This window comes from Pseudomonas sp. B111 (assembly GCF_026428275.1).
GTDB lineage: Bacteria > Pseudomonadota > Gammaproteobacteria > Pseudomonadales > Pseudomonadaceae > Pseudomonas > Pseudomonas aeruginosa.
This window is the reverse complement of the sequence record NZ_CP097857.1, coordinates 6,107,768-6,127,707: the sequence shown is the minus strand read 5'-3', so window position 1 is coordinate 6,127,707 and position 19,940 is coordinate 6,107,768. Positions and strand designations below refer to the sequence as shown.

The window sequence follows — 19,940 nt, the reverse complement described above, 5'->3', positions numbered from 1 at the left end:
CTGAGCTTTCGACGATTGTTTGGATGGTGGAGCCAAGGAGGATCGAACTCCTGACCTCCTGCGTGCAAAGCAGGCGCTCTCCCAGCTGAGCTATGGCCCCGTATCGGATCACGCAGCACACCAACAATTGGTGGGTCTGGGCAGATTCGAACTGCCGACCTCACCCTTATCAGGGGTGCGCTCTAACCAACTGAGCTACAGACCCAATCGTCTAACCAGTGAATCAAGCAATTCGTGTGGGAGCTTATGAAGAAGCTGAGATCTTCGATTAAGGAGGTGATCCAGCCGCAGGTTCCCCTACGGCTACCTTGTTACGACTTCACCCCAGTCATGAATCACTCCGTGGTAACCGTCCCCCTTGCGGTTAGACTAGCTACTTCTGGAGCAACCCACTCCCATGGTGTGACGGGCGGTGTGTACAAGGCCCGGGAACGTATTCACCGTGACATTCTGATTCACGATTACTAGCGATTCCGACTTCACGCAGTCGAGTTGCAGACTGCGATCCGAACGCACGCAAGGCGTCGGATAGTGTGGCAGGTCAAGCATCGCCTTAGTTCGGAAGGCGACTAAACGATCCGGAGCTTTTATGCCGTGAGGAGATGCAGACTCAACGTCCCTCGGGTACTGCGGGCCAAACGTCTTCTAGATATCCCCGATCACACATTGTAGCCAGAAGAGCCGTCTGATCGGTTAGGCCAAACTACGCACAGCCCCTGCCCGTATGATCTACCCGCTGACAAATGCGTCGCGGCCCACAAGTAACATTCGATGAGAGCCATGTGGACGACAGGCTCACGCTTCACTCAACTCTAACTCGACGTCGTCCGTATCCCTTGTCAACGAAGGGCAGTCTCTTAGGATAGCGTGCCCACCCAGAAGGTGCTCGGCCAGCCGGAAGAGGGTAACTAGACAAAGCGTGACAGCCAAAGGGTTTTGCGACGGCGGTTCCGGGGAGACCTTAACCCAACCATCTTACACAGACACGAAGCTGAGACAACAAGACCCACCGGCACGCCGCCTCCCTGTCGTGTCTTGCGGAGACATGCCCACGAAAGGGCCACACCCAATCCGCCCATCTCTGCGAAATTTCCTCACAGGCCGAACGCGTTCAAGGACAGGTAAGGTTCTTCGCGTATGCCTTCGAAGAGATGCAAACCACATAGGCGCTCCACTCAGACGTGCGGTCGCTGGGGCTTGACCTTCACGATCACAAATCATCAGATCGAGTTGATGCAAAAATGCACTAGCGCTCGGCCGCACCAGCCAATCACCAGTACACACCCGGAGCCCGCAACGCCCGAGCCGAGGCTAGCACGACCTATCGCGAGCGTAGTTAGCAGCGCTCCAGCACTAAGATCTCAAGAGATCACAAGGGCTTTACGTCGGACATCTCGTGGTCGTCTACTGCGCTGGGGGTGCCTACTAGCCGGTATAATCTCAGTTTTCGTTCTGATCCGAGTCTTGATTCTATCACAGCTTTGCACCTCTCTCAGATGTCAGTATCAGTCCAGAGTTGGGCGCTGTCTTCGCCCATATAGGGTGGTTCAACTGAGAACCTGAGTATACCTACGCATTGATCACCGATTCACAATAACAGGGAAATGCCCCACCACCTATACCGTAACGCTGTAGCTCCCAGTTAGTTTGGAGGCCATGTTCCCAAGGCATTATGAGCACCGGGGATTTCACACTATGGCCAACTCTGCCATAGCGCAGCCAAGCCAACCACCTAACGCGGCGCTTTAACCGCCCAGTTAATTCCGATTTAAAAACGCTCAGAACACCTCGTTATATACCGCGGCATAAGCGCGATGGCACGACCAGTGTCGACGGAGAACTTGTGCTTGCAGTCGCTTTACGGTAGCAACGTCCCCAGAAACCGCAACAAACCACCGATGGTACTAACTAGCTGCCCCCCTTACCTCACACACACTTAAAAAAAAGGGCTTCTATCGAATTCCCTGCGAGGACCATTTTCACACCGACAACGCCTACGCCCGGGGACGAACCGCACCTTCAGGGCTGGATCAGGCTTATCGCCTATGTTCCCAACAATCTATTGCCCGCCACTGCTGCGATACCGGGGACGCGGAGTGTCTGGCATAGCACACGCGCCCTTTTGTGTCTCCACGCTGTTCCCCGATCGTCGAAACTGCGGGACTAATGCCATTCAGGCGGCGGTCACGGCCGTTAACGCGCCGCAATCCGTTTCGGCACGTCGTGTACCTGGGCCTTTAACCCACCGACCATCAACTAGCTGCAGATCCCGATCTAGGGCCACACGCCGGTAGGAGTGATCGCGATCCGTAAGAATCCCACTGACATGTTGCTCCCTCCACTGGACTCAGGATGCGCTGACTGGGAACGTAAGTAGCGCGCAGTGTCCGGAACGTCAACCCCTCACCCCCGTACATAGGATATTGACATAGGCCATACTCACCCGTCTCCGCCGAGCTGAATCCAGAGCAAGCTACCTATCATCCGCTCGACTTGCTCATGTGTTAGGCTTGGACCGCCAGCGTTCAATACGAGTCCTCTGATCACAACTCTTCAGGTTGTCCCCTAGACTGCATGGGATTTGTTAGGATTAAAACCCAAAAATACTGTTGGCTCCAGCAATTCGCGAATTCCCTTAAAAAAAAGAGAAGATAACAAAAACTTCTCGACGAATTTCACCGAGTTGAATACTTACAACGGTTGTTTGATTAATCTGCCGATCACCCTAGTATTAAATCCACAAGCCATATCGCACCCACACGAATTGCTTGATTCGACTTGTTAAAGAGCAGTTGGTCAAGGCTTTCGTCTCAACCGAGGCCGCGCATTCTACAGCAACCTCTCGTTCCGTCAAGCGTTATTTTCGAAAATTTTCTTTTCTACTCAACCGCTTGCGCCGACCTTCAAACCATCTTCCGATCAGCGGGAGGCGCATTCTACAGCGTTCAAACTCGCTGTCAAGCACCTCGATGAAGCTTCGTTTCGAATCCCTTTTGGGACCGAACCGCTGCAGCGAACAACCTGCCGGAGCGCTTCACCACCCCTCGGAGAGAATCCGTAAATCCTTGATTTTCAAGCATTTACTCTTCGTCGTCGCCGGGAGTGGTGCGCATTATAGGGAGATAGAAACTGGCGTCAACACTTATTTGAAAGAACTATTCAGCTTTCAGCGTGATGCGCGCGAAAGCCTTCTTCCCTGCCTGGAACACACGGGTCTCACCCAGCGCCAGCATGAAGGCGCGGTCGACGACCTGCCCATCCACCTTGACGCTGCCGGCACCCAGGAGATCGCGAGCCGCCGCCGCATTCTTCACCAACCCCGCCTTATTAAGGACAGAGGCAACGGGCATATCCTCGGGGGACGACAGCTCGATCTCCGGCAGGTCTTCCGGCAGCTCGCCCTCCTTCAAGCGATTGCCGGCCGACTTGTGTGCGCTCGCCGCCGCCTCCTCGCCATGGAAGCGGGCGACGATCTCCTCGGCCAGCTTGATCTTGATGTCGCGCGGGTTGGCGCCCGCCTCGACGTCCTTGCGGAAGCTATCGATCTCATCCAGGGAACGGAAGCTGAGCAGTTCGAAGTAACGCCACATCAGCGTGTCAGGAATGGAGACCAGCTTGCTGTACATGACACCCGGCGCTTCCTGGATACCAATATAGTTGCCCAGCGACTTGGACATCTTCTTCACGCCATCCAGCCCTTCCAGCAACGGCATGGTCAGGATCACCTGGGCCTCCTGACCATAGGCGCGCTGCAGCTCGCGCCCCATCAGCAGGTTGAACTTCTGGTCGGTGCCACCCAACTCGACGTCCGCCTTCAGCGCGACGGAGTCATAGCCCTGGACCAGCGGATAGAGGAACTCATGGATAGCGATGGGCTGATTGCTGGCATAGCGCTTGCTAAAGTCATCGCGCTCCAGCATGCGCGCAACGGTGTACTGAGAGGCAAGACGAATGAAGTCAGCCGGGGTCAGCTGGTCCATCCAGGTGGAATTGAAGGCTACTTCGGTCTTGGCCGGGTCGAGGATCTTGAAGACCTGGGACTTGTACGTCTCCGCATTCTCCAGAACCTGCTCGCGCGTCAGGGGAGGACGGGTAACACTTTTCCCACTGGGGTCACCGATCATCCCAGTGAAGTCACCGATGAGGAAGATCACCTGATGCCCCAGGTCCTGGAACTGGCGCAGCTTATTAATAAGCACGGTATGGCCAAGATGCAGATCGGGAGCGGTCGGGTCGAAGCCGGCCTTGATCCGCAAGGGCTGGCCACGCTTCAGCTTGGCCACCAGTTCCGCCTCTACCAGGATCTCGTCTGCACCGCGCTGGATCAGCGCCAGCTGCTCTTCAACCGACTTCATTTACAGGTTCTGCCCAATTGCCAAAATCGAAAGGGAACCAACCATACAAGATCGCAGACTAAAAACAAATTTTGCCGACCGTCAGGGGGACGGAGCCAGGCCAGACGCGACTTTTGGCTTGATTCAAGGAGATTTTGGTTATATTTTAGGCAGTTATTTATTCACAATCCAAAAACACCAATCACGCCATGACGCAATCCGATCAGAAAGCGCCGCCGTATTACCCGAAAAGCCACTTGTTGGCCGCCAGCGGTGTTGCAGCGCTCCTCAGTTTGGCACTACTGGTGTTCCCCTCGAGCGAAGTCGAGGCCAAGAGGACCACGCTCAATCTGGAGCTTGAAAGCAACACCGATCGCCTCCTTCAGGAGAAAGACGACCTCCTGCCGCAATCGGTCACCAATTCCAACGACGAAGGCACGCCTTTCGCTCAGGTAGAAGGCGCCTCCGACGACAACACCGCCGAGCAAGACTCGGACAAGCCGGGCGCATCTGTAGCCGATGCCGACACCAAGCCCGTCGATCCCGAGTGGAAGACCATCACCGTCGCCAGTGGCGATACGCTTTCGACCGTATTCACCAAGGCAGGCCTTTCCACCTCGGCCATGCACGACATGCTGACCAGCAGCAAGGATGCCAAGCGCTTCACCCATCTGAAGGTCGGCCAGGAGGTCAAGCTCAAGCTCGACCCCAAAGGAGAGCTGCAGGCGCTGCGAGTCAAGCAGAGCGAACTCGAGACCATCGGCCTGGACAAGACCGACAAGGGCTACTCCTTCAAACGCGAGAAGGCCCAGATCGACCTGCATACCGCCTATGCCCATGGCCGCATCACCAGCTCGCTGTTCGTTGCCGGTCGTAACGCCGGCCTGCCCTATAACCTGGTCACGTCGCTGTCGAACATCTTCGGCTACGACATCGACTTCGCCCTCGATCTGCGTGAAGGCGACGAGTTCGACGTGATCTACGAACAGCACAAGGTCAACGGCAAGCAAGTGGCGACCGGCAATATCCTCGCCGCCCGCTTCGTCAACCGTGGCAAGACCTACACCGCCGTGCGCTATACCAACAAGCAGGGCAATACCAGCTACTACCGCGCCGACGGCTCCAGCATGCGCAAGGCATTCATCCGTACGCCGGTGGATTTCGCCCGCATCAGCTCGCGCTTCTCCCTGGGCCGCCGCCACCCGATCCTGAACAAGATCCGCGCGCACAAGGGCGTCGACTACGCTGCCCCCATCGGCACACCGATCAAGGCCACCGGAGACGGCAAGATCCTCGAAGCCGGACGCAAGGGGGGCTACGGCAACGCCGTGGTGATCCAGCACGGCCAGCGCTATCGGACCATCTACGGACACATGAGCCGCTTCGCCAAGGGTATCCGCGCCGGTACCAGCGTGAAGCAGGGCCAGATCATCGGTTACGTGGGCATGACGGGCCTGGCCACCGGCCCACACCTGCACTACGAATTCCAGATCAATGGCCGTCACGTCGATCCGCTGAGTGCCAAGCTGCCCATGGCGGACCCGCTCGGTGGCGCAGATCGCAAGCGCTTCATGGCGCAGACCCAGCCGATGATCGCGCGCATGGATCAGGAGAAGAAAACCCTCCTGGCCCTGAACAAGCAGCGCTGATCGTGCCGCGCTACCTGGGGTTGATGTCCGGAACCAGCCTGGACGGCATGGACATCGTCCTGATCGAGCAAGGTGATCGCACCACCTTGCTCGCTTCCCATTACCTACCCATGCCGGCCGGGCTGCGCGAAGACATCCTCGCCCTGTGCGTCCCCGGTCCCGATGAAATCGCCCGCGCCGCCGAAGTCGAGCAACGCTGGGTCGCCCTTGCAGCACAGGGCGTGCGCGAACTGCTGCTCCAGCAGCAGATGAGCCCCGACGAAGTCCGTGCCATCGGCAGTCATGGTCAAACCATCCGGCATGAACCCGCTCGCCACTTCACGGTGCAGATCGGCAACCCCGCCCTGCTGGCGGAGCTGACCGGCATCGATGTCGTCGCCGACTTCCGCCGCCGCGACGTCGCAGCCGGCGGCCAGGGCGCCCCGCTGGTACCGGCCTTCCATCAGGCGCTGTTTGGCGATGATGACGCCTCCAGGGCGGTCCTGAACATCGGTGGCTTCAGCAACGTTTCGCTGCTCAGCCCCGGAAAGCCGGTACGCGGCTTCGACTGCGGCCCGGGCAACGTGCTGATGGACGCCTGGATTCATCACCAGCGCGGCGAACATTTCGACCGGGACGGTGCGTGGGCCGCCAGCGGCCAGATGAACCACGCACTGCTGGCAAGCCTGCTGGCGGATGAGTTCTTCGCCGCGCGTGGCCCCAAGAGCACCGGGCGCGAGCGCTTCAACCTGCCCTGGCTGCAGGAGCACCTGGCTCGTCACCCTGCCTTGCCGGCAGCGGATATCCAGGCAACCCTGCTGGAACTGAGCGCGCGCAGCATCAGCGAATCGCTGCTGGACGCCCAGCCGGACTGCGAAGAGGTGCTGGTATGCGGCGGCGGCGCCTTCAATACGGCGCTGATGAAGCGCCTGGCCATACTGATGCCCGAAGCTCGGGTCGCCAGTACCGACGAATACGGCATTCCCCCTGCCTGGATGGAGGGCATGGCATTCGCCTGGCTAGCCCATCGGTTTCTCGAGCGCCTGCCCGGCAACTGCCCTGATGTGACCGGTGCGCTCGGTCCCAGAACTCTGGGCGCGCTGTATCCCGCCTGAAACGAAAACGCCGCGTATATAAGCGCGGCGTTTTCGTAGCGACCCCATCGACGTCAGATCGAGAACGACTGTCCGCAACCGCAAGTCGTGGCGGCGTTCGGGTTCTTGATGACGAACCTCGAACCTTCCAGGCCTTCCTGGTAGTCGACTTCCGAACCCGCCAGGTACTGGAAGCTCATCGGGTCCACCACCAGGCCCACGCCATCGCGCTCGATCACGGTATCGTCATCGGCGATATCTTCGTCGAAGGTGAAGCCATACTGGAAGCCCGAGCAACCGCCGCCGGTGACGAATACACGCAGTTTCAGGCGAGGATTGCCCTCTTCGTCAATCAACGTCTTCACCTTGTTGGCTGCGCCTGGGGTAAAGAGCAGGGGCGTAGGGGTGAAGGTCTCGATGCTCATGTTTCCGAATCTCCCGGCTTGAGGCCGTGCGTTACAACATTACGCCCATTATCCTCTTGTCCCAGAAAAATGGTCAACTAATCCACAGTTTCCACGCTGGCAGGCAGTTCCAGCGGGCGCGGACTGGCCTCGGTCATCGGGCACAGGCGGCCCTCGATCTGGGCCCCCATGGCGGTTTCGATCAGCCCATAGTGAAGATTGCCCTTCACCCGGGCCTGGGCCCCCAGCTCCAGGCGTTCGATGGCATGGATGTCGCCATCCACCTGACCGTCGATGATCACATGGGGGGCCCGGATTTCGCCATCGACTCGACCGCCGGCGCTGACCCGCACCAGCCCTTCGTGCGCCTGCAACGCTCCGCGGACGGTGCCGTCGATCTGCACCGCGCCCTTGAGGTTCATGTCACCGACCAGTTCGGCGCCGCTGGCGATCAGGCTGGTCTGCCCGGTGAAACGCTGGACGTCGGCCCGGCCTTTGTTCTTGCTCCACATAATGCTCACTCACTGCTTCGGCCAATCGAAACGGCGCTGTAGCGGTTTGGACTGGCCATTCAGCTCCGCACGTACGTCGATCAGCTTCGGGATGAAGTTCTTCGGCAGCTCCAGCTCGGCGAAACGCCCCCCTTCTGGGATCGACTGGAAATGCCGGAGGGAAATCGACAGCCCTGTCTTGCCCAGTTCCGGCGAGAGCTGTTCGAGGTCGTAGGTAGCGTCCTTGCGCGCCAGCTTGCCGCTGATGCGGACTTTCAGCCGCCCATCCAGCTTGCGGTCGTCCCTGCCCAGGCGGCTGAGCATCACCTTATAGCGGAAGCGCTGCGGGTCGTCCGTGCCCTGCACCTCAAAGGCACGGATTTCCAGCGCATCCGCCTTGCTGGCCGGCGCGACTACCCCCTTGTAGAACGCGATGTCCTGTTGCTGCTTGAACACCTGGTCCTCAAGCAGCTTGATGGTCTGCCGGCTCTGTTCGGTGGCCTGCTGGCTGAGGCGTTCTCCGCTGCGCAACACCTCGATTTCGGTACGCAGGCGCTCCAGCTCGGCCTTCTGCTCGCCGATCAGGGTTTCCTGGCGTTGCGCATCGGCCTCGCTACGAGCGGCGTCCGCCCCGGTCGACCAGCGACCGCCGAGAAACGCCAGCGGAACCGCCAGCAGCAGCGCCCCCACCCCGAGGCGGACCAGCCAGGCCCGCCGTGGATCACGGAACTGGAGTTCCCAGCCGGACATCAGGGGAGCAGGGCCGCATGCGAGAGGCCCAGGCGCTCGTCCAGCCCGAACAGGATGTTCATGTTCTGGAGCGCCTGACCCGAGGCGCCCTTGACCAGGTTGTCGATCACCGACAGCACCACCACCAGGTCGCCGCCCTGGGGGCGATGCACGGCGATTCGGCAGACATTGGCGCCACGCACGCTGCGGGTCTCCGGATGGCTGCCGGCCGGCATCACGTCGACGAAGGGTTCGTCGGCGTAGCGCTTCTCGAACAACGCCTGGAGGTCGACCGAGCGATCCGCGACATGGGCATAAAGGGTTGCATGGATACCGCGGATCATTGGCGTCAGGTGCGGTACGAACGTCAGCCCGACCTCGCCGCCGGAGGCCCGACGCAGGCCCTGGCTGATTTCCGGGAGATGCCGATGCCCCTTGACCGCGTAGGCCATCATGCTTTCGCCCGCCTCGCAGAACAGCGAGCCAACCTTGGCACCCCGACCGGCGCCGCTGACCCCGGACTTGCAATCGGCGATCAGCCGCGAGGCGTCGGCCAGGCCGGCCTCCAGCAGCGGGATCAGGCCCAGTTGGGTCGCGGTCGGGTAGCAACCCGGCACGGCGATCAGGCGGGCCTGGCGGATCTTCTCGCGGTTCACTTCCGGCAGGCCGTAGACAGCCTCGTCGAGCAGCGCCGGAGCGCCATGCGGCTGGCCGTACCAGCGCGCCCACTCCTCGGCGTCCGCCAGGCGGAAGTCAGCGGACAGATCGATGACCCGGGTCCCGGCGTCCAGCAGTTCGCCAGCCAGCGCGTGCGCCACGCCGTGCGGCGTGGCGAAGAACACCACGTCGCAGGCGCCGAGGCGCTGCACGTCCGGCACGCTGAACTGCAGGTCGTCATAATGACCTCGCAGGTTCGGGTACATGTCGGCGACCTTCACCCCCGCCTCGGAACGCGAAGTGATCACTTCCACCCGGGCCTGCGGATGCTGCGCCAGCAGGCGCAGCAGTTCCACGCCCGTATAACCCGTACCGCCAACGATGCCGACCTTGATCATCTGTCCATCACTCCGCGCGCTGAGGCAAGCTAGCCAAAAGAGGCCAATGATAAGAGCCGAGCGCCGGCATGAACAGCGCTGGGCGTCCGGCTTTGCGACCGGTTCGGCCCTTCGGTCGGCAGTCTAGCCCGCGGGGTCGTCGGGCAGAAATTGCTGCGAGGCCCTATCCGAATGTTCCTACCTGTTATGCGGCCATATCTGCCGGCAAATCAGACAGCGGCAAGCCGCCAGGGTGACGCGTTCCAGCCATCCCTCTACTATCGGGGCACCGTGATCAAGAGGATGTCCTGATGTACCTGTGGCTCAAAGCCTTCCATATCATCGCCGTGGTCTGCTGGTTCGCCGGCCTGTTCTACCTGCCGCGCCTGTTCGTCTACCACGCCATGAGCGAGGACCAGACCAGCCGGGAACGCTTCTGCGTCATGGAGCGCAAGCTCTACCGGGGGATCATGATGCCCTCGATGCTCGCCACCCTGGTCCTTGGCCTCTGGATGCTCTATCTCACCCCCGGCTGGCTGAGCCAAGGCTGGCTGCACGCCAAGCTGACTCTGGTGGTCCTGCTGATCGGCTACCACCACGCCTGCGGCGCCATGCTCAAGCGCTTCGCCCGCGGCGAGCCGGGGCGTAGCCATGTGTTCTACCGCTGGTTCAACGAAGTGCCTGTACTGTTCCTGCTGCTGATCGTCCTACTGGTGGTGCTCAAACCTTTCTGACCCAGGAGTCCTGTCCATGTCCTTGCCCGCCCTGCTCGACCAACGCCTGCGACTGCCGATGGTGGCCGCGCCGATGTTCCTGGTATCCAACCCGCAGTTGGTGCTGGCCTGCTGCCGCAGCGGCATCGTCGGCAGCTTCCCGGCGCTCAACCAGCGCGAGAGCAGCGGCTTCGAGGGTTGGCTGGAGGAAATCGGGGCCGGCCTGCAGGCGCTGGACAATCCCGCGCCCTATGCGGTGAACCTGATCGTCCACAACACCAATCCGCGGTTGCAGGCCGACCTGCGGATCTGCGTCGAGCACCGCGTACCGATCGTCATCACCAGCCTCGGCGCAGTGCGCGAAGTGGTAGACGCTGTGCATAGCTACGGCGGCCTGGTATTCCACGACGTCACCACCCGCCGCCACGCCGAAAAGGCCGCCGAGGCCGGGGTCGACGGTCTGATCGCGGTGGCGGCCGGCGCGGGCGGGCACGCCGGGACCTGGAGCCCTTTCGCGCTGGTCGCGGAAATCCGCCAGTTCTTCGACAAGACTCTGCTGCTGGCCGGCTGCATCAACCACGGCCACGAGATTCTCGCCGCACAGATGCTCGGCGCCGACCTGGCCTATCTCGGCACCCGCTTCATCGCCACCCGCGAGAGCAATGCCTCCGACGCCTACAAGCAGATGATCCTGGAGGCACGCGCCGCCGACATCGTGCACACCCCGGCGGTGTCCGGCGTACCGGCCAGCTTCATGCGGCAAAGCCTGGAGGCCGCCGGCTACGATCTGAAGCGCCTGACCGACAAGGCAGACATGAACTACGGCGAGAAACTCAAGCCGGTGAACGACGAGGCCAAGGCCTGGAAGACCGTGTGGTCCGCCGGCCAGGGCGCGGGCAACATAGACGACTTGCCCGGCGTCGACGAGTTGGTCGCCCGCCTCGACCGGGAATATCGAGACGCCCTGCGGAACATGGATAGCCTGGCCAACCGCTGGCCGCGCTGAAACCGCCGGGTCACGGCGCCCCGGCTTGTGCGGGAGTTCTCATCTCGCGCTTGTGGGCGCCAAGGCCGCCGATTAGGCTGTCGGCTGCATTTCTCTCACCCCAGCTGACAAGGATGCCTGCATGACCGACCAACGCTTCAAGATCGTCTTCTCCGGCGAGCTGATGCCCGACGCATCGCTCGAAACCGTGAAGGACAATCTCGCCCGCCTGTTCAAGAGCGAACCGGGCAAGATCGACGCCCTCTTCGGCGGTCGCCCGGTGGTGCTGAAACGCGAACTTCCAGAGGCCGAGGCGGAGCGTTACCTGACCGCCCTGCGCCAGGCCGGCGCCAAGGCCTACAAGGAAGTCGACCTGGCGGCCAGCCTGAGCCTGGTGGAAACGCCCGATCACAACCCCCAGGTCGCGGAGGAAACCCCAGCGCAAGACCTGCCTCCCATGACCTGCCCGAAATGCGGCCATGAACAGCCCAGCGGAGCGGAATGTTCGGCTTGCGGCATCATCATCGAGAAGTACCTGGCGCGCCAGGCGCAGCTCGGCGAAAACGCCGCGCCTGCGGCCTCCGCGGCCGCGGGCGCGGGCGCGTCTCCCTACACACCACCCAGCGCCCAGGTCGGCGAAGCCCTCCCCGAGTTCGGCGAGCTGAACGTGTTCACCACCAACGGCCGGATCGGACGCCTGCGCTATCTCGGCTGGTCGATGGCGATGACGCTGTGCTTCCTCGTCATCATGGGCCTGGGCTTCCTGCTCGGCGAAACCGTCGGCGTGGCCGTCACCGCCCTGGCCTCGATCGCCTTCATCGTCATTGCCGTGATGATCGGCGTGCAGCGCCTGCATGACCTCGGCTGGTCGGGCTGGCTCTGGCTGCTCAACTTCGTCCCCTTCGTCGGCAGCGTGTTCGGCATCCTGATGCTGGTCCTGCCCGGCAGCACCGGCGCCAACCGCTACGGTCCGCCGCCGCCGGCGAACAGCACCGGGGTGAAAGTCCTGGCCAGTCTGATCATCCTGCTGCCGATAGTCGGTATCATCGCCGCCATCGCCCTGCCGTCCTACCAGGGTTACCTGGAGCGCGCGAACTATGACGGCGGCGCCAGCGCTCCAGCCGACCCGTACACCACGGACGAGCAGGCCGCCGCAGCGGCGGCCGAAGCCGATGAAGCCGCCACGGCGGCGGCAGAGGCCATGGAAGACGACGACCAACAGTAGCCACGCAACCCCTCGCGACGGGCGGGGTCCAATTCCCCGTCCGTTTCGGAGAAGTCTCGAATGCCCCGTTATGCCCTGATCACCGGCGCTTCCAGCGGTATCGGCCTGGCCCTAGCCGAAGCCCTGGCCCGGCGCGGTCGCGCCCTGATCCTGGTGGCGCGCCAGCGCGACGCGCTGGAGAGCATCGCCTATGAGCTGGCGCAGCGTTTCGGCGTGGAAGTGCTGTTCCGCACCTGCGATCTTTCCGAGCCGCTGCAACTGTCAGGGTTGTTGCACGAACTGGAACAGGGCGAACGACAGATCGACCTGCTGGTTAACAATGCCGGGATCGGTACCTCCGGCCCCTTCATCGACCAGGAATGGGCGCGGGAACAGGAGCTGATCGAACTCAACATCCTGGCCCTGGCCCGCCTTTGCCACTCCCTCGGCGCCCGCATGGCGGCGCAGGGCGGTGGCCAGATACTCAATATCGCCTCGGTGGCCGCCTTCCAGCCCGGCGCCTGGATGAGCAACTACTACGCCAGCAAGGCCTACGTCCTGCACTTCTCGGAAGGCTTGCGGGAAGAACTGAAAGGGCGCGGCGTCAAGGTCTCGGTGCTGTGCCCTGGGCCAACCCGTACGGCATTCTTCCGGGAAGCCGGGATGCGGCTCGGCAGGCTCGACCGGAGCAAGCTGATGATGACCCCGGAGGAAGTCGCGCTGCTGGCCCTGCGCGGGCTGGACAAGAACCGCGCCCTGATCGTCCCCGGTTGGCGCAATCGCCTGCTGGCGCTGAGCCCACGCCTGGCGCCACGCTGGCTGGTGCGCCGACTCGCCGCGCGGATCAACGCCTCGGCGGTACCCTCCGTCCCACGGGGTTGATCGGCCTCTCCTCGCAGGGCAACGAGGTTAGCCGTCGGCTCAGTCTGCCGGCACCGCCCGCCCCTTGGCCCAGGTCCGCAGCGCGGCGAGCTTTTCCGCCATCAGCACCGACAGCGGCGAGGTTCGCGACAGCTCCCTGAGCAACAGCTCCTGATCCACCGCCTGCTGTCGCGCCTGCCCGGCGTACAGTGCCGCCACCACCGCCTGCTCGATCTCCGCCCCGCTGAAACCCTCGCTGGCAGCCGCCAGCAGAAGGAGGTCGAACTGTGCCGGCTCCAGCTCGCGGCGTTGCAGGTGGATGCGGAAGATCTCGGCGCGAACCTCCGGCGTCGGCAGGTCGACGAAGAACAATTCGTCGAAGCGTCCCTTGCGGATCAGTTCGGGCGGCAGGCGGTCGATAGCGTTCGCGGTGGCGACCATGAAGACCGGCGCCTCGCGCTCGGCCATCCAGGTCAGCAGGGTACCCAGCACGCGCTGACTGACGCCGTTGTCCTGGTCGCCGCCAGAAATGCCCTTCTCCACTTCATCCATCCACAGCACGCAGGGAGCCATCTGTTCGGCCAGGCGCAGCGCCTCGCGCAGGTTGCGCTCGGTTTCGCCGAAGTACTTGTTGTAGAGACAGGCGAAATCCAGACGCAGCAACGGCAAGCCCCAGAGGCCGGCCACCGCCTTGGCCGCCAGGCTCTTGCCGGCGCCCTGCACGCCGACCAGCATCATGCCCTTCGGCTGGTCGCCAGGCTTGCCGGCGAGGAACGCCGACTGACGCTCGCCGAGCCAGCGCTTGAGCGCGGCAAGCCCGCCGACCTCGGCGAAGCGCGCGGTGTCGTACTCGAAGCTCAGCACGCCCTCCAGGTCGAGTAGCTGGAACTTGGTGCGGTTCAGCTCGGGCAGGTCCTCCTGGGTGATCGCCCCATCGTTGCAGATCACGTTGCGCGCCAGCAGCCGCGCCTCGGCATGGCTGAGCCCACGCAGGTTCTTCACCACCTGCTGCAGGGTGCGGTTGTCGGTGCGCACGCGGGCACCACGGTTGCGCTCGCTCCAGCGCGTCGCTTCCTCGCGGACGATGCCGAGCAGTTCGTCCTCGCTGGGCAGGGACAGCGAGAACCGCGCGGCGAAGCGCTGCACTTCGGCCGGCAGCTTCAGCGCATGGGACACCAGCACCACGGTCGGTCGATGATTGCCTTCGGCCATGGCGATTTCCTTGAGCAGGCGCACCAGGGTCGGGCTGTCGCCAAGGAAAGGATGCAGGTCGCAGAGCACGTAGAGATTCGCCTGCTGATCGTGCTTGATCAAGCGCAACGCCGCGACCGGGTCGCGGCTCTCCTCCCCGCCCAGCGGCTCGCCGCCGAAGCCCAGGCGCTGCACGCCCTCGGTCACCGACCAGGCATACAGGCCAAGGCCGCGCCTGACCGCCAGGCCGGTGAGGGTTTCCATCACCTTCGGCTCGTCCCAGGACTCGATCAGGATCAGCTTGACCCGGGAATCCAGGACCAGGCCGAGGTCGTGTATGTCGTTCTTCACTGCGGCTCCTTCACGCTTGGGCGGTCGCGACGGGCACCGCTACACTCGGGAAAGCACCCGAGGCCGGAGGAATCGCCCATGGACTGTCTGTTCTGCAAGATCGTGGCGGGGGAAGTTCCCGCGCGCAAGTTCTACGAAGACGAGGAAGTTGTCGCGTTTCACGATATCGGCCCGCAGGCGCCGGTGCACTTCCTGGTCATCCCGAAAAGGCACATTCCCACCCTCGAGCACCTGACCGAGGCAGACCGGCCGCTGGCAGGCCATATCCTCTTCACCGCCCAGCGCCTGGCCCGGGAGCAGGGCTGCGAGGAAGGCTTCCGTGTGGTGATGAACTGCAACGACCTTGGCGGGCAGACCGTGCACCACATCCACATGCACGTGCTGGGTCAACGCCAGATGCACTGGCCGCCGGGCTGAGTCCCTGCTGGCGCTGCGACATCGCAGCCCGTCCGCAACATCCTGCTATCAGCGCACTTCCGGTAAACTGGTGCGATCTTTCGTTTCCGGAGGTGCGCCATGTCCGCCGACCGCCACTATTCGCCCATCGACCGTTTCCTGCTGCAGGCCGACTCCGCCCTGCGCACCCTGCTGCCGTTCAGCGGCCAGCCGGCGCGACCGTCGCCGGCCATCGTGGAACCCGATGGCGAACTGAGCGAGGAAGACACCCGCCATATCGCCGGCCTGATGCGCATCAACCACACCGGCGAGGTCTGCGCCCAGGCGCTGTACCAGGGCCAGTCGCTGACCGCCAAGCTGCCCGAGGTCCGCGAGGCGATGGAGGAAGCCGCCGAGGAGGAGATCGACCACCTGGCCTGGTGCGAGCAACGCATCCGCCAGTTGGGCAGCCGTCCCAGCGTGCTCAATCCGATCTTCTACGGCCTGTCCTTCGGCGTCGGTGCCGCCGCCGGGCTAGTCAGCGACCGGGTCAGCCTGGGCTTCGTCGCCGCCACCGAAGACCAGGTGTGCAAGCATCTGGACGAACACCTGGCGCAGATTCCCCAGGAGGATCGGAAATCCCGTGCCATCCTCGAGCAGATGCGTATCGACGAGGAACAGCATTCGAGCAACGCCCTGGCCGCCGGCGGCCTGCGCTTCCCGGCACCGGTGAAGCTGGGCATGAGCCTGCTGGCGAAGGTGATGACCAAGAGCACCTACCGCATCTGAATCGCATGCATGAAAAAGCCCGCTCGAAGCGGGCTTTTTCTTTCTCGTGTGCGATCAGCGCGGCATGTTGCGCGCGTAGAAGATCTCCAGCATTTCGTGTTTGAGCCGTTCCGTGACCTGCTCGCGCTGCTCCGTCGAGAGCGTCCGGGTAGCGTCGCCGAACAGGTAGTTCTCCAGTTCGAAGTCCTTGAGCAGCATCTTGGTGTGGAACAGGTTCTCCTGGTACACGTTCACGTCGGTCATCTGGTAGGCCTCGCGCGTGTCGTCGGAGAGATAGTTCTGGATCGAGTTGATCTCGTGGTCGATGAAATGCTTGCGCCCCTCGATGTCGCGGGTGAAGCCGCGGACCCGATAGTCGACCGTGACGATGTCCGAGTCGAACTGGTGGATCAGGTAGTTCAGGGCCTTCAGCGGGGAGATCACTCCGCAGGTGGACACATCGATGTCCACGCGGAAGGTCGCGATGCCGTCCACCGGATGGATTTCCGGGTAGGTATGCACGGTGATGTGGCTCTTGTCCAGGTGCGCCAGGATGGTGTCCGGCAGCGGGCCCGGGGACTCTTCGATCTGGCTGTCGGTCGGAGTGACCGGCTGCTCGGAGATCAGGATGGTCACGCTGGCGCCCTGAGGGTCGTAGTCCTGACGCGCGATGTTCAGGATATTGGCGCCGATGATGTCGACAACATCGGTAAGAATCTGCGTCAGACGCTCCGCGTCATACTCTTCGTCGATGTACTGCACGTAGGCCTGGAGGTCTTCGGGCGTCTCGGCGTAGCAGATGTCGTAGATGTTGAAGCTCAAGGTCTTCGTCAGGTTGTTGAACCCGTGGAGCTTGAGTTTGCTTTTCACCGTGGGGAACTCTCTCGGTTGCTTGCGGCTCTGCCGCAGGGTTGGGGCATGCCCGTCAGATGCGAACGACGCACCTGCGTAGGACGGTTAACACCTCTTCGCGATGGCGATTGTGGTTTGTTGAGTTGCACGGGCGCCGGCTGGCGCCATTGGTCACCCGACCGGGATGGCTCGGGAAACGTCTATCAGAGCGGAAGAATCTTCCGAACTGAACGGCCGCCCGACGGAATCGCGCGGCACGAAAAAAGGGGCGCATTATGCAGAGCCAATCAAGCCTCCGCCAGAGTTTGCGCCCCTTTTATGATGACCGGATGTCGTCTCAGCCGAGTTCGACGATCTCGTAGTCGTGGGTGATCTCCACCCCGCCGCGACCGAGCATGATCGATGCCGAGCAGTATTTCTCCGCCGACAGCTCCACCGCGCGCTTGACCTGGGCCTCCTTGAGACCGCGGCCCTTGACCACGAAGTGCACGTGGATCTTCGTGAACACCTTGGGCTCCTCGTCGGCCCTTTCGGCCTCGAGGAAGGCTTCGCAGCTCTCCACCGGCTGGCGCGCCTTCTTCAGGATGCTGACCACATCGAAATTGGTGCAACCGCCGAGGCCGATCAGGACCATCTCCATAGGGCGCACCCCGAGGTTGCGTCCGCCATGGTCCGGCGGACCGTCCATGACCACCACGTGGCCGCTACCGGACTCGCCAAGGAACATCGCCTCGCCCGCCCACTGGATACGCGCTTTCATCGTTCAGACTCCCGCCGGCAAAGGGCGCCAGCTTAGCACAGGGCCCAAGGACAGTACGGGATCACAGTCCTGATAGCTGCGTCGCAAAATCACATCGACCTTCATGGTCGGTCTGTTAAGGATGGTCTGAAGTAGCCATGCATTTCCGGCTGACTTCAGCCTCCGCCGATTTTGAAAGCGGCAAACCGATCAAAAACGATCAGATAACCAGCTCATTTCGGTGTTTCTAGCCGCCGAGAACACCTCGCGGCGGCCATTTCCTGCATTACAGGCGCACCTCTCCTGCATTGGTCAGCAAATGTCGGCGTGCCATCCACAGGTTCGACAACGCGAACAGCGTCACCAGTTGCGCAGTATTCTTGGCCAAGCCACGGAAGCGCGTCTTCACATAACCGAACTGCCGCTTGATCACCCTAAACGGGTGCTCAACCTTGGCCCGTACCTGAGCCTTGGCTTTCTCGATCTTGCGTCTGGCTTTGTACAGCGCGCTGCTCTTGCCCAGCTTTTTGTAAGTGCTGCGCCGTGCTGCCACCTGCCAAATCACTTCGCGGCCATCATGCTCGGCACGCTTCTCGACGCCGGTATAACCCGCATCGGCGCAGACCACGTTTTCCTCGCCATGCAGCAACTTGTCGACCTGGGTGACGTCCGCCACGTTAGCCGCCGTACCTACCACGCTATGCACCAGGCCCGATTCGTCATCGACGCCGATGTGGGCCTTCATGCCAAAGTAATACTGGTTGCCCTTCTTGGTCTGGTGCATCTCTGGGTCGCGCTTGCCGTCTTTGTTCTTGGTCGAACTCGGCGCATTGATCAGCGTGGCATCGACGATGGTGCCTTGGCGCAGCGACAGGCCACGGTCACCCAGGTAGCCATTGATCACGGCCAGGATGCCAGCAGCCAGTTCGTGTTTCTCCAGCAGGCGACGGAAGTTGAGGATGGTGGTTTCGTCGGGGATACGCTCCAGGCTCAGCCCCGCGAACTGCCGCAGGATGGTGGTCTCGTACAGTGCCTCCTCCATCGCTGGATCGCTATAACCGAACCAGTTTTGCATTAGATGAACCCGCAGCATTGCCATCAACGGGTACGCCGGACGGCCACCTTCACCCTTGGGGTAATGCGGCTCGATCAGGGCAATCAACCCCTTCCACGGCACCACCCGATCCATCTCGATCAGGAACAGCTCTTTGCGGGTCTGCTTGCGCTTGCCGGCGTACTCGGCATCGGCGAAGGTCATCTGCTTCATCAGAAAACTCGGTGGGTGGCGTTCGGCTATTTTGCCAAAATCAGAAAGTCTTTTTCAGACTGTCCTTAAGCTGGACGCGGTTTACTGGCACACTTCCTGATCTGCCCGGTTGGGGGGAGCTCTCCGCTGAGCTCCCGGGCCCTGGCAGGTCTCTCCATAAGAACTCAAAAAAACATCGCCTTGTACGTCAGGCATATTCTTTATTCTTTCGGGACTCGGGCATGGTAGCTATTACCCACACACCCAAACTCAAACACCTAGACAAGCTGCTCGCACACTGTCACCGCCGCCGCTACACCGCAAAGAGCACCATCATCTATGCCGGCGATCGCTGCGAAACGCTGTTCTTCATCATCAAGGGTTCGGTCACCATCCTCATCGAGGACGACGACGGCCGCGAAATGATCATCGGCTACCTCAACAGCGGTGATTTCTTCGGCGAGCTGGGATTGTTCGAAAAGGAAGGCAGCGAACAGGAACGCAGCGCCTGGGTTCGTGCCAAGGTGGAATGCGAAGTCGCCGAGATCAGCTATGCGAAGTTCCGCGAACTGTCGCAGCAGGACTCGGAGATCCTCTACACCCTGGGCAGCCAGATGGCCGACCGCCTGCGCAAGACCACCCGCAAGGTGGGCGACCTGGCCTTCCTCGACGTCACCGGACGCGTCGCCCGCACCTTGCTGGACCTGTGCCAGCAACCGGACGCCATGACCCACCCGGACGGCATGCAGATCAAGATCACCCGCCAGGAGATCGGCCGGATCGTCGGCTGCTCGCGGGAAATGGTCGGACGCGTGCTGAAGAGCCTGGAGGAGCAGGGCCTGGTGCATGTGAAAGGAAAGACCATGGTGGTCTTCGGCACCCGCTGAACAGCACCCATGAAAAAGGCCGGTCGCAACCGGCCTTTTTCATGGGGTTCGACA

18 protein-coding genes, 2 tRNA genes and 2 other annotated features are annotated in these 19,940 nt (G+C 62.1%); of the genes, 9 read left to right on the top strand and 11 right to left on the bottom strand.

Annotated features, from left to right (window positions below; genetic code table 11):
• Positions 1–24: 24 nt before the first annotated feature.
• The 3 genes from M6E97_RS28455 to tyrS form a co-directional block, all read right to left on the bottom strand.
• Positions 25–100: transfer RNA gene (locus M6E97_RS28455), tRNA-Ala, on the bottom strand.
• A gap of 28 nt (positions 101–128) precedes the next feature.
• A tRNA-Ile gene (locus tag M6E97_RS28450) sits at positions 129–205 on the bottom strand.
• Between the two features lie 77 nt (positions 206–282).
• Positions 283–415: a sequence feature (16S ribosomal RNA rRNA prediction is too short), on the bottom strand.
• An 18-nt stretch (positions 416–433) separates the two neighbouring features.
• Positions 434–554: a sequence feature (16S ribosomal RNA rRNA prediction is too short), on the bottom strand.
• Positions 555–3,155: 2,601 nt separating this feature from the next.
• Complete coding sequence (gene tyrS, locus M6E97_RS28445) at positions 3,156–4,355, bottom strand: tyrosine--tRNA ligase (RefSeq protein WP_003129242.1); 1,200 nt, start codon at positions 4,353–4,355, stop codon at positions 3,156–3,158.
• Between the two features lie 188 nt (positions 4,356–4,543).
• On the opposite strand from tyrS, the gene M6E97_RS28440 reads away from it, so the two are divergent.
• Positions 4,544–5,983: a peptidoglycan DD-metalloendopeptidase family protein gene (locus M6E97_RS28440; protein WP_023097169.1), complete on the top strand. Its 1,440-nt coding sequence runs from the start codon at positions 4,544–4,546 to the stop codon at positions 5,981–5,983.
• Between the two features lie 2 nt (positions 5,984–5,985).
• Positions 5,986–7,077: an anhydro-N-acetylmuramic acid kinase gene (locus tag M6E97_RS28435; protein ID WP_033938495.1), complete on the top strand. Its 1,092-nt coding sequence runs from the start codon at positions 5,986–5,988 to the stop codon at positions 7,075–7,077.
• Between the two features lie 53 nt (positions 7,078–7,130).
• Here the strand turns inward: M6E97_RS28435 and erpA are convergent, their stop codons facing one another.
• The 4 genes from erpA to argC all read right to left on the bottom strand — a co-directional run bounded on the left by erpA (position 7,131) and on the right by argC (position 9,735).
• Positions 7,131–7,481 (bottom strand): iron-sulfur cluster insertion protein ErpA, encoded by a 351-nt coding sequence (erpA, locus tag M6E97_RS28430; protein ID WP_003085254.1) that lies wholly within the window; start codon positions 7,479–7,481, stop codon positions 7,131–7,133.
• Between the two features lie 77 nt (positions 7,482–7,558).
• Entirely contained in the window at positions 7,559–7,981 is a 423-nt protein-coding gene (locus M6E97_RS28425; RefSeq protein ID WP_003120826.1) for a bactofilin family protein, read from the bottom strand.
• Positions 7,982–8,701: a DUF6776 family protein gene (locus M6E97_RS28420; protein ID WP_003085249.1), complete on the bottom strand. Its 720-nt coding sequence runs from the start codon at positions 8,699–8,701 to the stop codon at positions 7,982–7,984.
• Complete coding sequence (gene argC / locus M6E97_RS28415) at positions 8,701–9,735, bottom strand: N-acetyl-gamma-glutamyl-phosphate reductase (RefSeq protein WP_015502288.1); 1,035 nt, start codon at positions 9,733–9,735, stop codon at positions 8,701–8,703. The genes M6E97_RS28420 and argC overlap by 1 nt, the downstream gene beginning before the upstream one ends.
• A 290-nt stretch (positions 9,736–10,025) precedes the next feature.
• Between argC and hemJ the strand changes: the two genes are divergently transcribed.
• The 4 genes from hemJ (at position 10,026) to M6E97_RS28395 (ending at position 13,498) form a co-directional block, all read left to right on the top strand.
• Complete coding sequence (hemJ, locus tag M6E97_RS28410) at positions 10,026–10,448, top strand: protoporphyrinogen oxidase HemJ (protein ID WP_003085245.1); 423 nt, start codon at positions 10,026–10,028, stop codon at positions 10,446–10,448.
• Positions 10,449–10,464: 16 nt separating this feature from the next.
• Complete coding sequence (locus M6E97_RS28405; protein WP_003085244.1) at positions 10,465–11,433, top strand: NAD(P)H-dependent flavin oxidoreductase; 969 nt, start codon at positions 10,465–10,467, stop codon at positions 11,431–11,433.
• Between the two features lie 121 nt (positions 11,434–11,554).
• On the top strand, positions 11,555–12,637 hold the full coding sequence (locus tag M6E97_RS28400; RefSeq protein ID WP_034005266.1) for a DUF805 domain-containing protein: 1,083 nt from the start codon (positions 11,555–11,557) through the stop codon (positions 12,635–12,637).
• A 60-nt stretch (positions 12,638–12,697) separates the two neighbouring features.
• A complete protein-coding gene (locus M6E97_RS28395) occupies positions 12,698–13,498 on the top strand; it encodes an SDR family NAD(P)-dependent oxidoreductase (RefSeq protein ID WP_003085237.1) in 801 nt (266 codons plus the stop codon).
• 39 nt (positions 13,499–13,537) lie between these two features.
• Here the strand turns inward: M6E97_RS28395 and M6E97_RS28390 are convergent, their stop codons facing one another.
• Positions 13,538–15,019 (bottom strand): AAA family ATPase, encoded by a 1,482-nt coding sequence (locus M6E97_RS28390; protein WP_003121853.1) that lies wholly within the window; start codon positions 15,017–15,019, stop codon positions 13,538–13,540.
• A 78-nt stretch (positions 15,020–15,097) separates the two neighbouring features.
• On the opposite strand from M6E97_RS28390, the gene M6E97_RS28385 reads away from it, so the two are divergent.
• Both M6E97_RS28385 and coq7 read left to right on the top strand, forming a co-directional pair.
• Positions 15,098–15,436 carry a histidine triad nucleotide-binding protein gene (locus M6E97_RS28385; RefSeq protein WP_003085225.1) on the top strand — a complete coding sequence of 113 codons (339 nt, stop codon included), beginning with the start codon at positions 15,098–15,100 and terminating at the stop codon, positions 15,434–15,436.
• 99 nt (positions 15,437–15,535) lie between these two features.
• Positions 15,536–16,183, top strand: coding sequence for a 2-polyprenyl-3-methyl-6-methoxy-1,4-benzoquinone monooxygenase (gene coq7 / locus M6E97_RS28380; RefSeq protein WP_003085224.1), 648 nt, complete (start codon positions 15,536–15,538; stop codon positions 16,181–16,183).
• 54 nt (positions 16,184–16,237) lie between these two features.
• Here coq7 and speD read toward each other — a convergent pair whose 3' ends face one another.
• The 3 genes from speD to M6E97_RS28365 all read right to left on the bottom strand — a co-directional run bounded on the left by speD (position 16,238) and on the right by M6E97_RS28365 (position 19,020).
• Positions 16,238–17,032, bottom strand: coding sequence for an adenosylmethionine decarboxylase (gene speD / locus M6E97_RS28375; RefSeq protein ID WP_003085223.1), 795 nt, complete (start codon positions 17,030–17,032; stop codon positions 16,238–16,240).
• A 319-nt stretch (positions 17,033–17,351) separates the two neighbouring features.
• Complete coding sequence (locus M6E97_RS28370) at positions 17,352–17,774, bottom strand: OsmC family protein (protein ID WP_003085219.1); 423 nt, start codon at positions 17,772–17,774, stop codon at positions 17,352–17,354.
• A gap of 265 nt (positions 17,775–18,039) precedes the next feature.
• On the bottom strand, positions 18,040–19,020 hold the full coding sequence (locus M6E97_RS28365; RefSeq protein WP_014595514.1) for an IS5-like element ISPst7 family transposase: 981 nt from the start codon (positions 19,018–19,020) through the stop codon (positions 18,040–18,042).
• Between the two features lie 221 nt (positions 19,021–19,241).
• Between M6E97_RS28365 and crp the strand changes: the two genes are divergently transcribed.
• Positions 19,242–19,886 carry a cAMP-activated global transcriptional regulator CRP gene (gene crp, locus M6E97_RS28360; protein ID WP_003085214.1) on the top strand — a complete coding sequence of 215 codons (645 nt, stop codon included), beginning with the start codon at positions 19,242–19,244 and terminating at the stop codon, positions 19,884–19,886.
• The last annotated feature ends 54 nt before the right edge of the window (positions 19,887–19,940 follow it).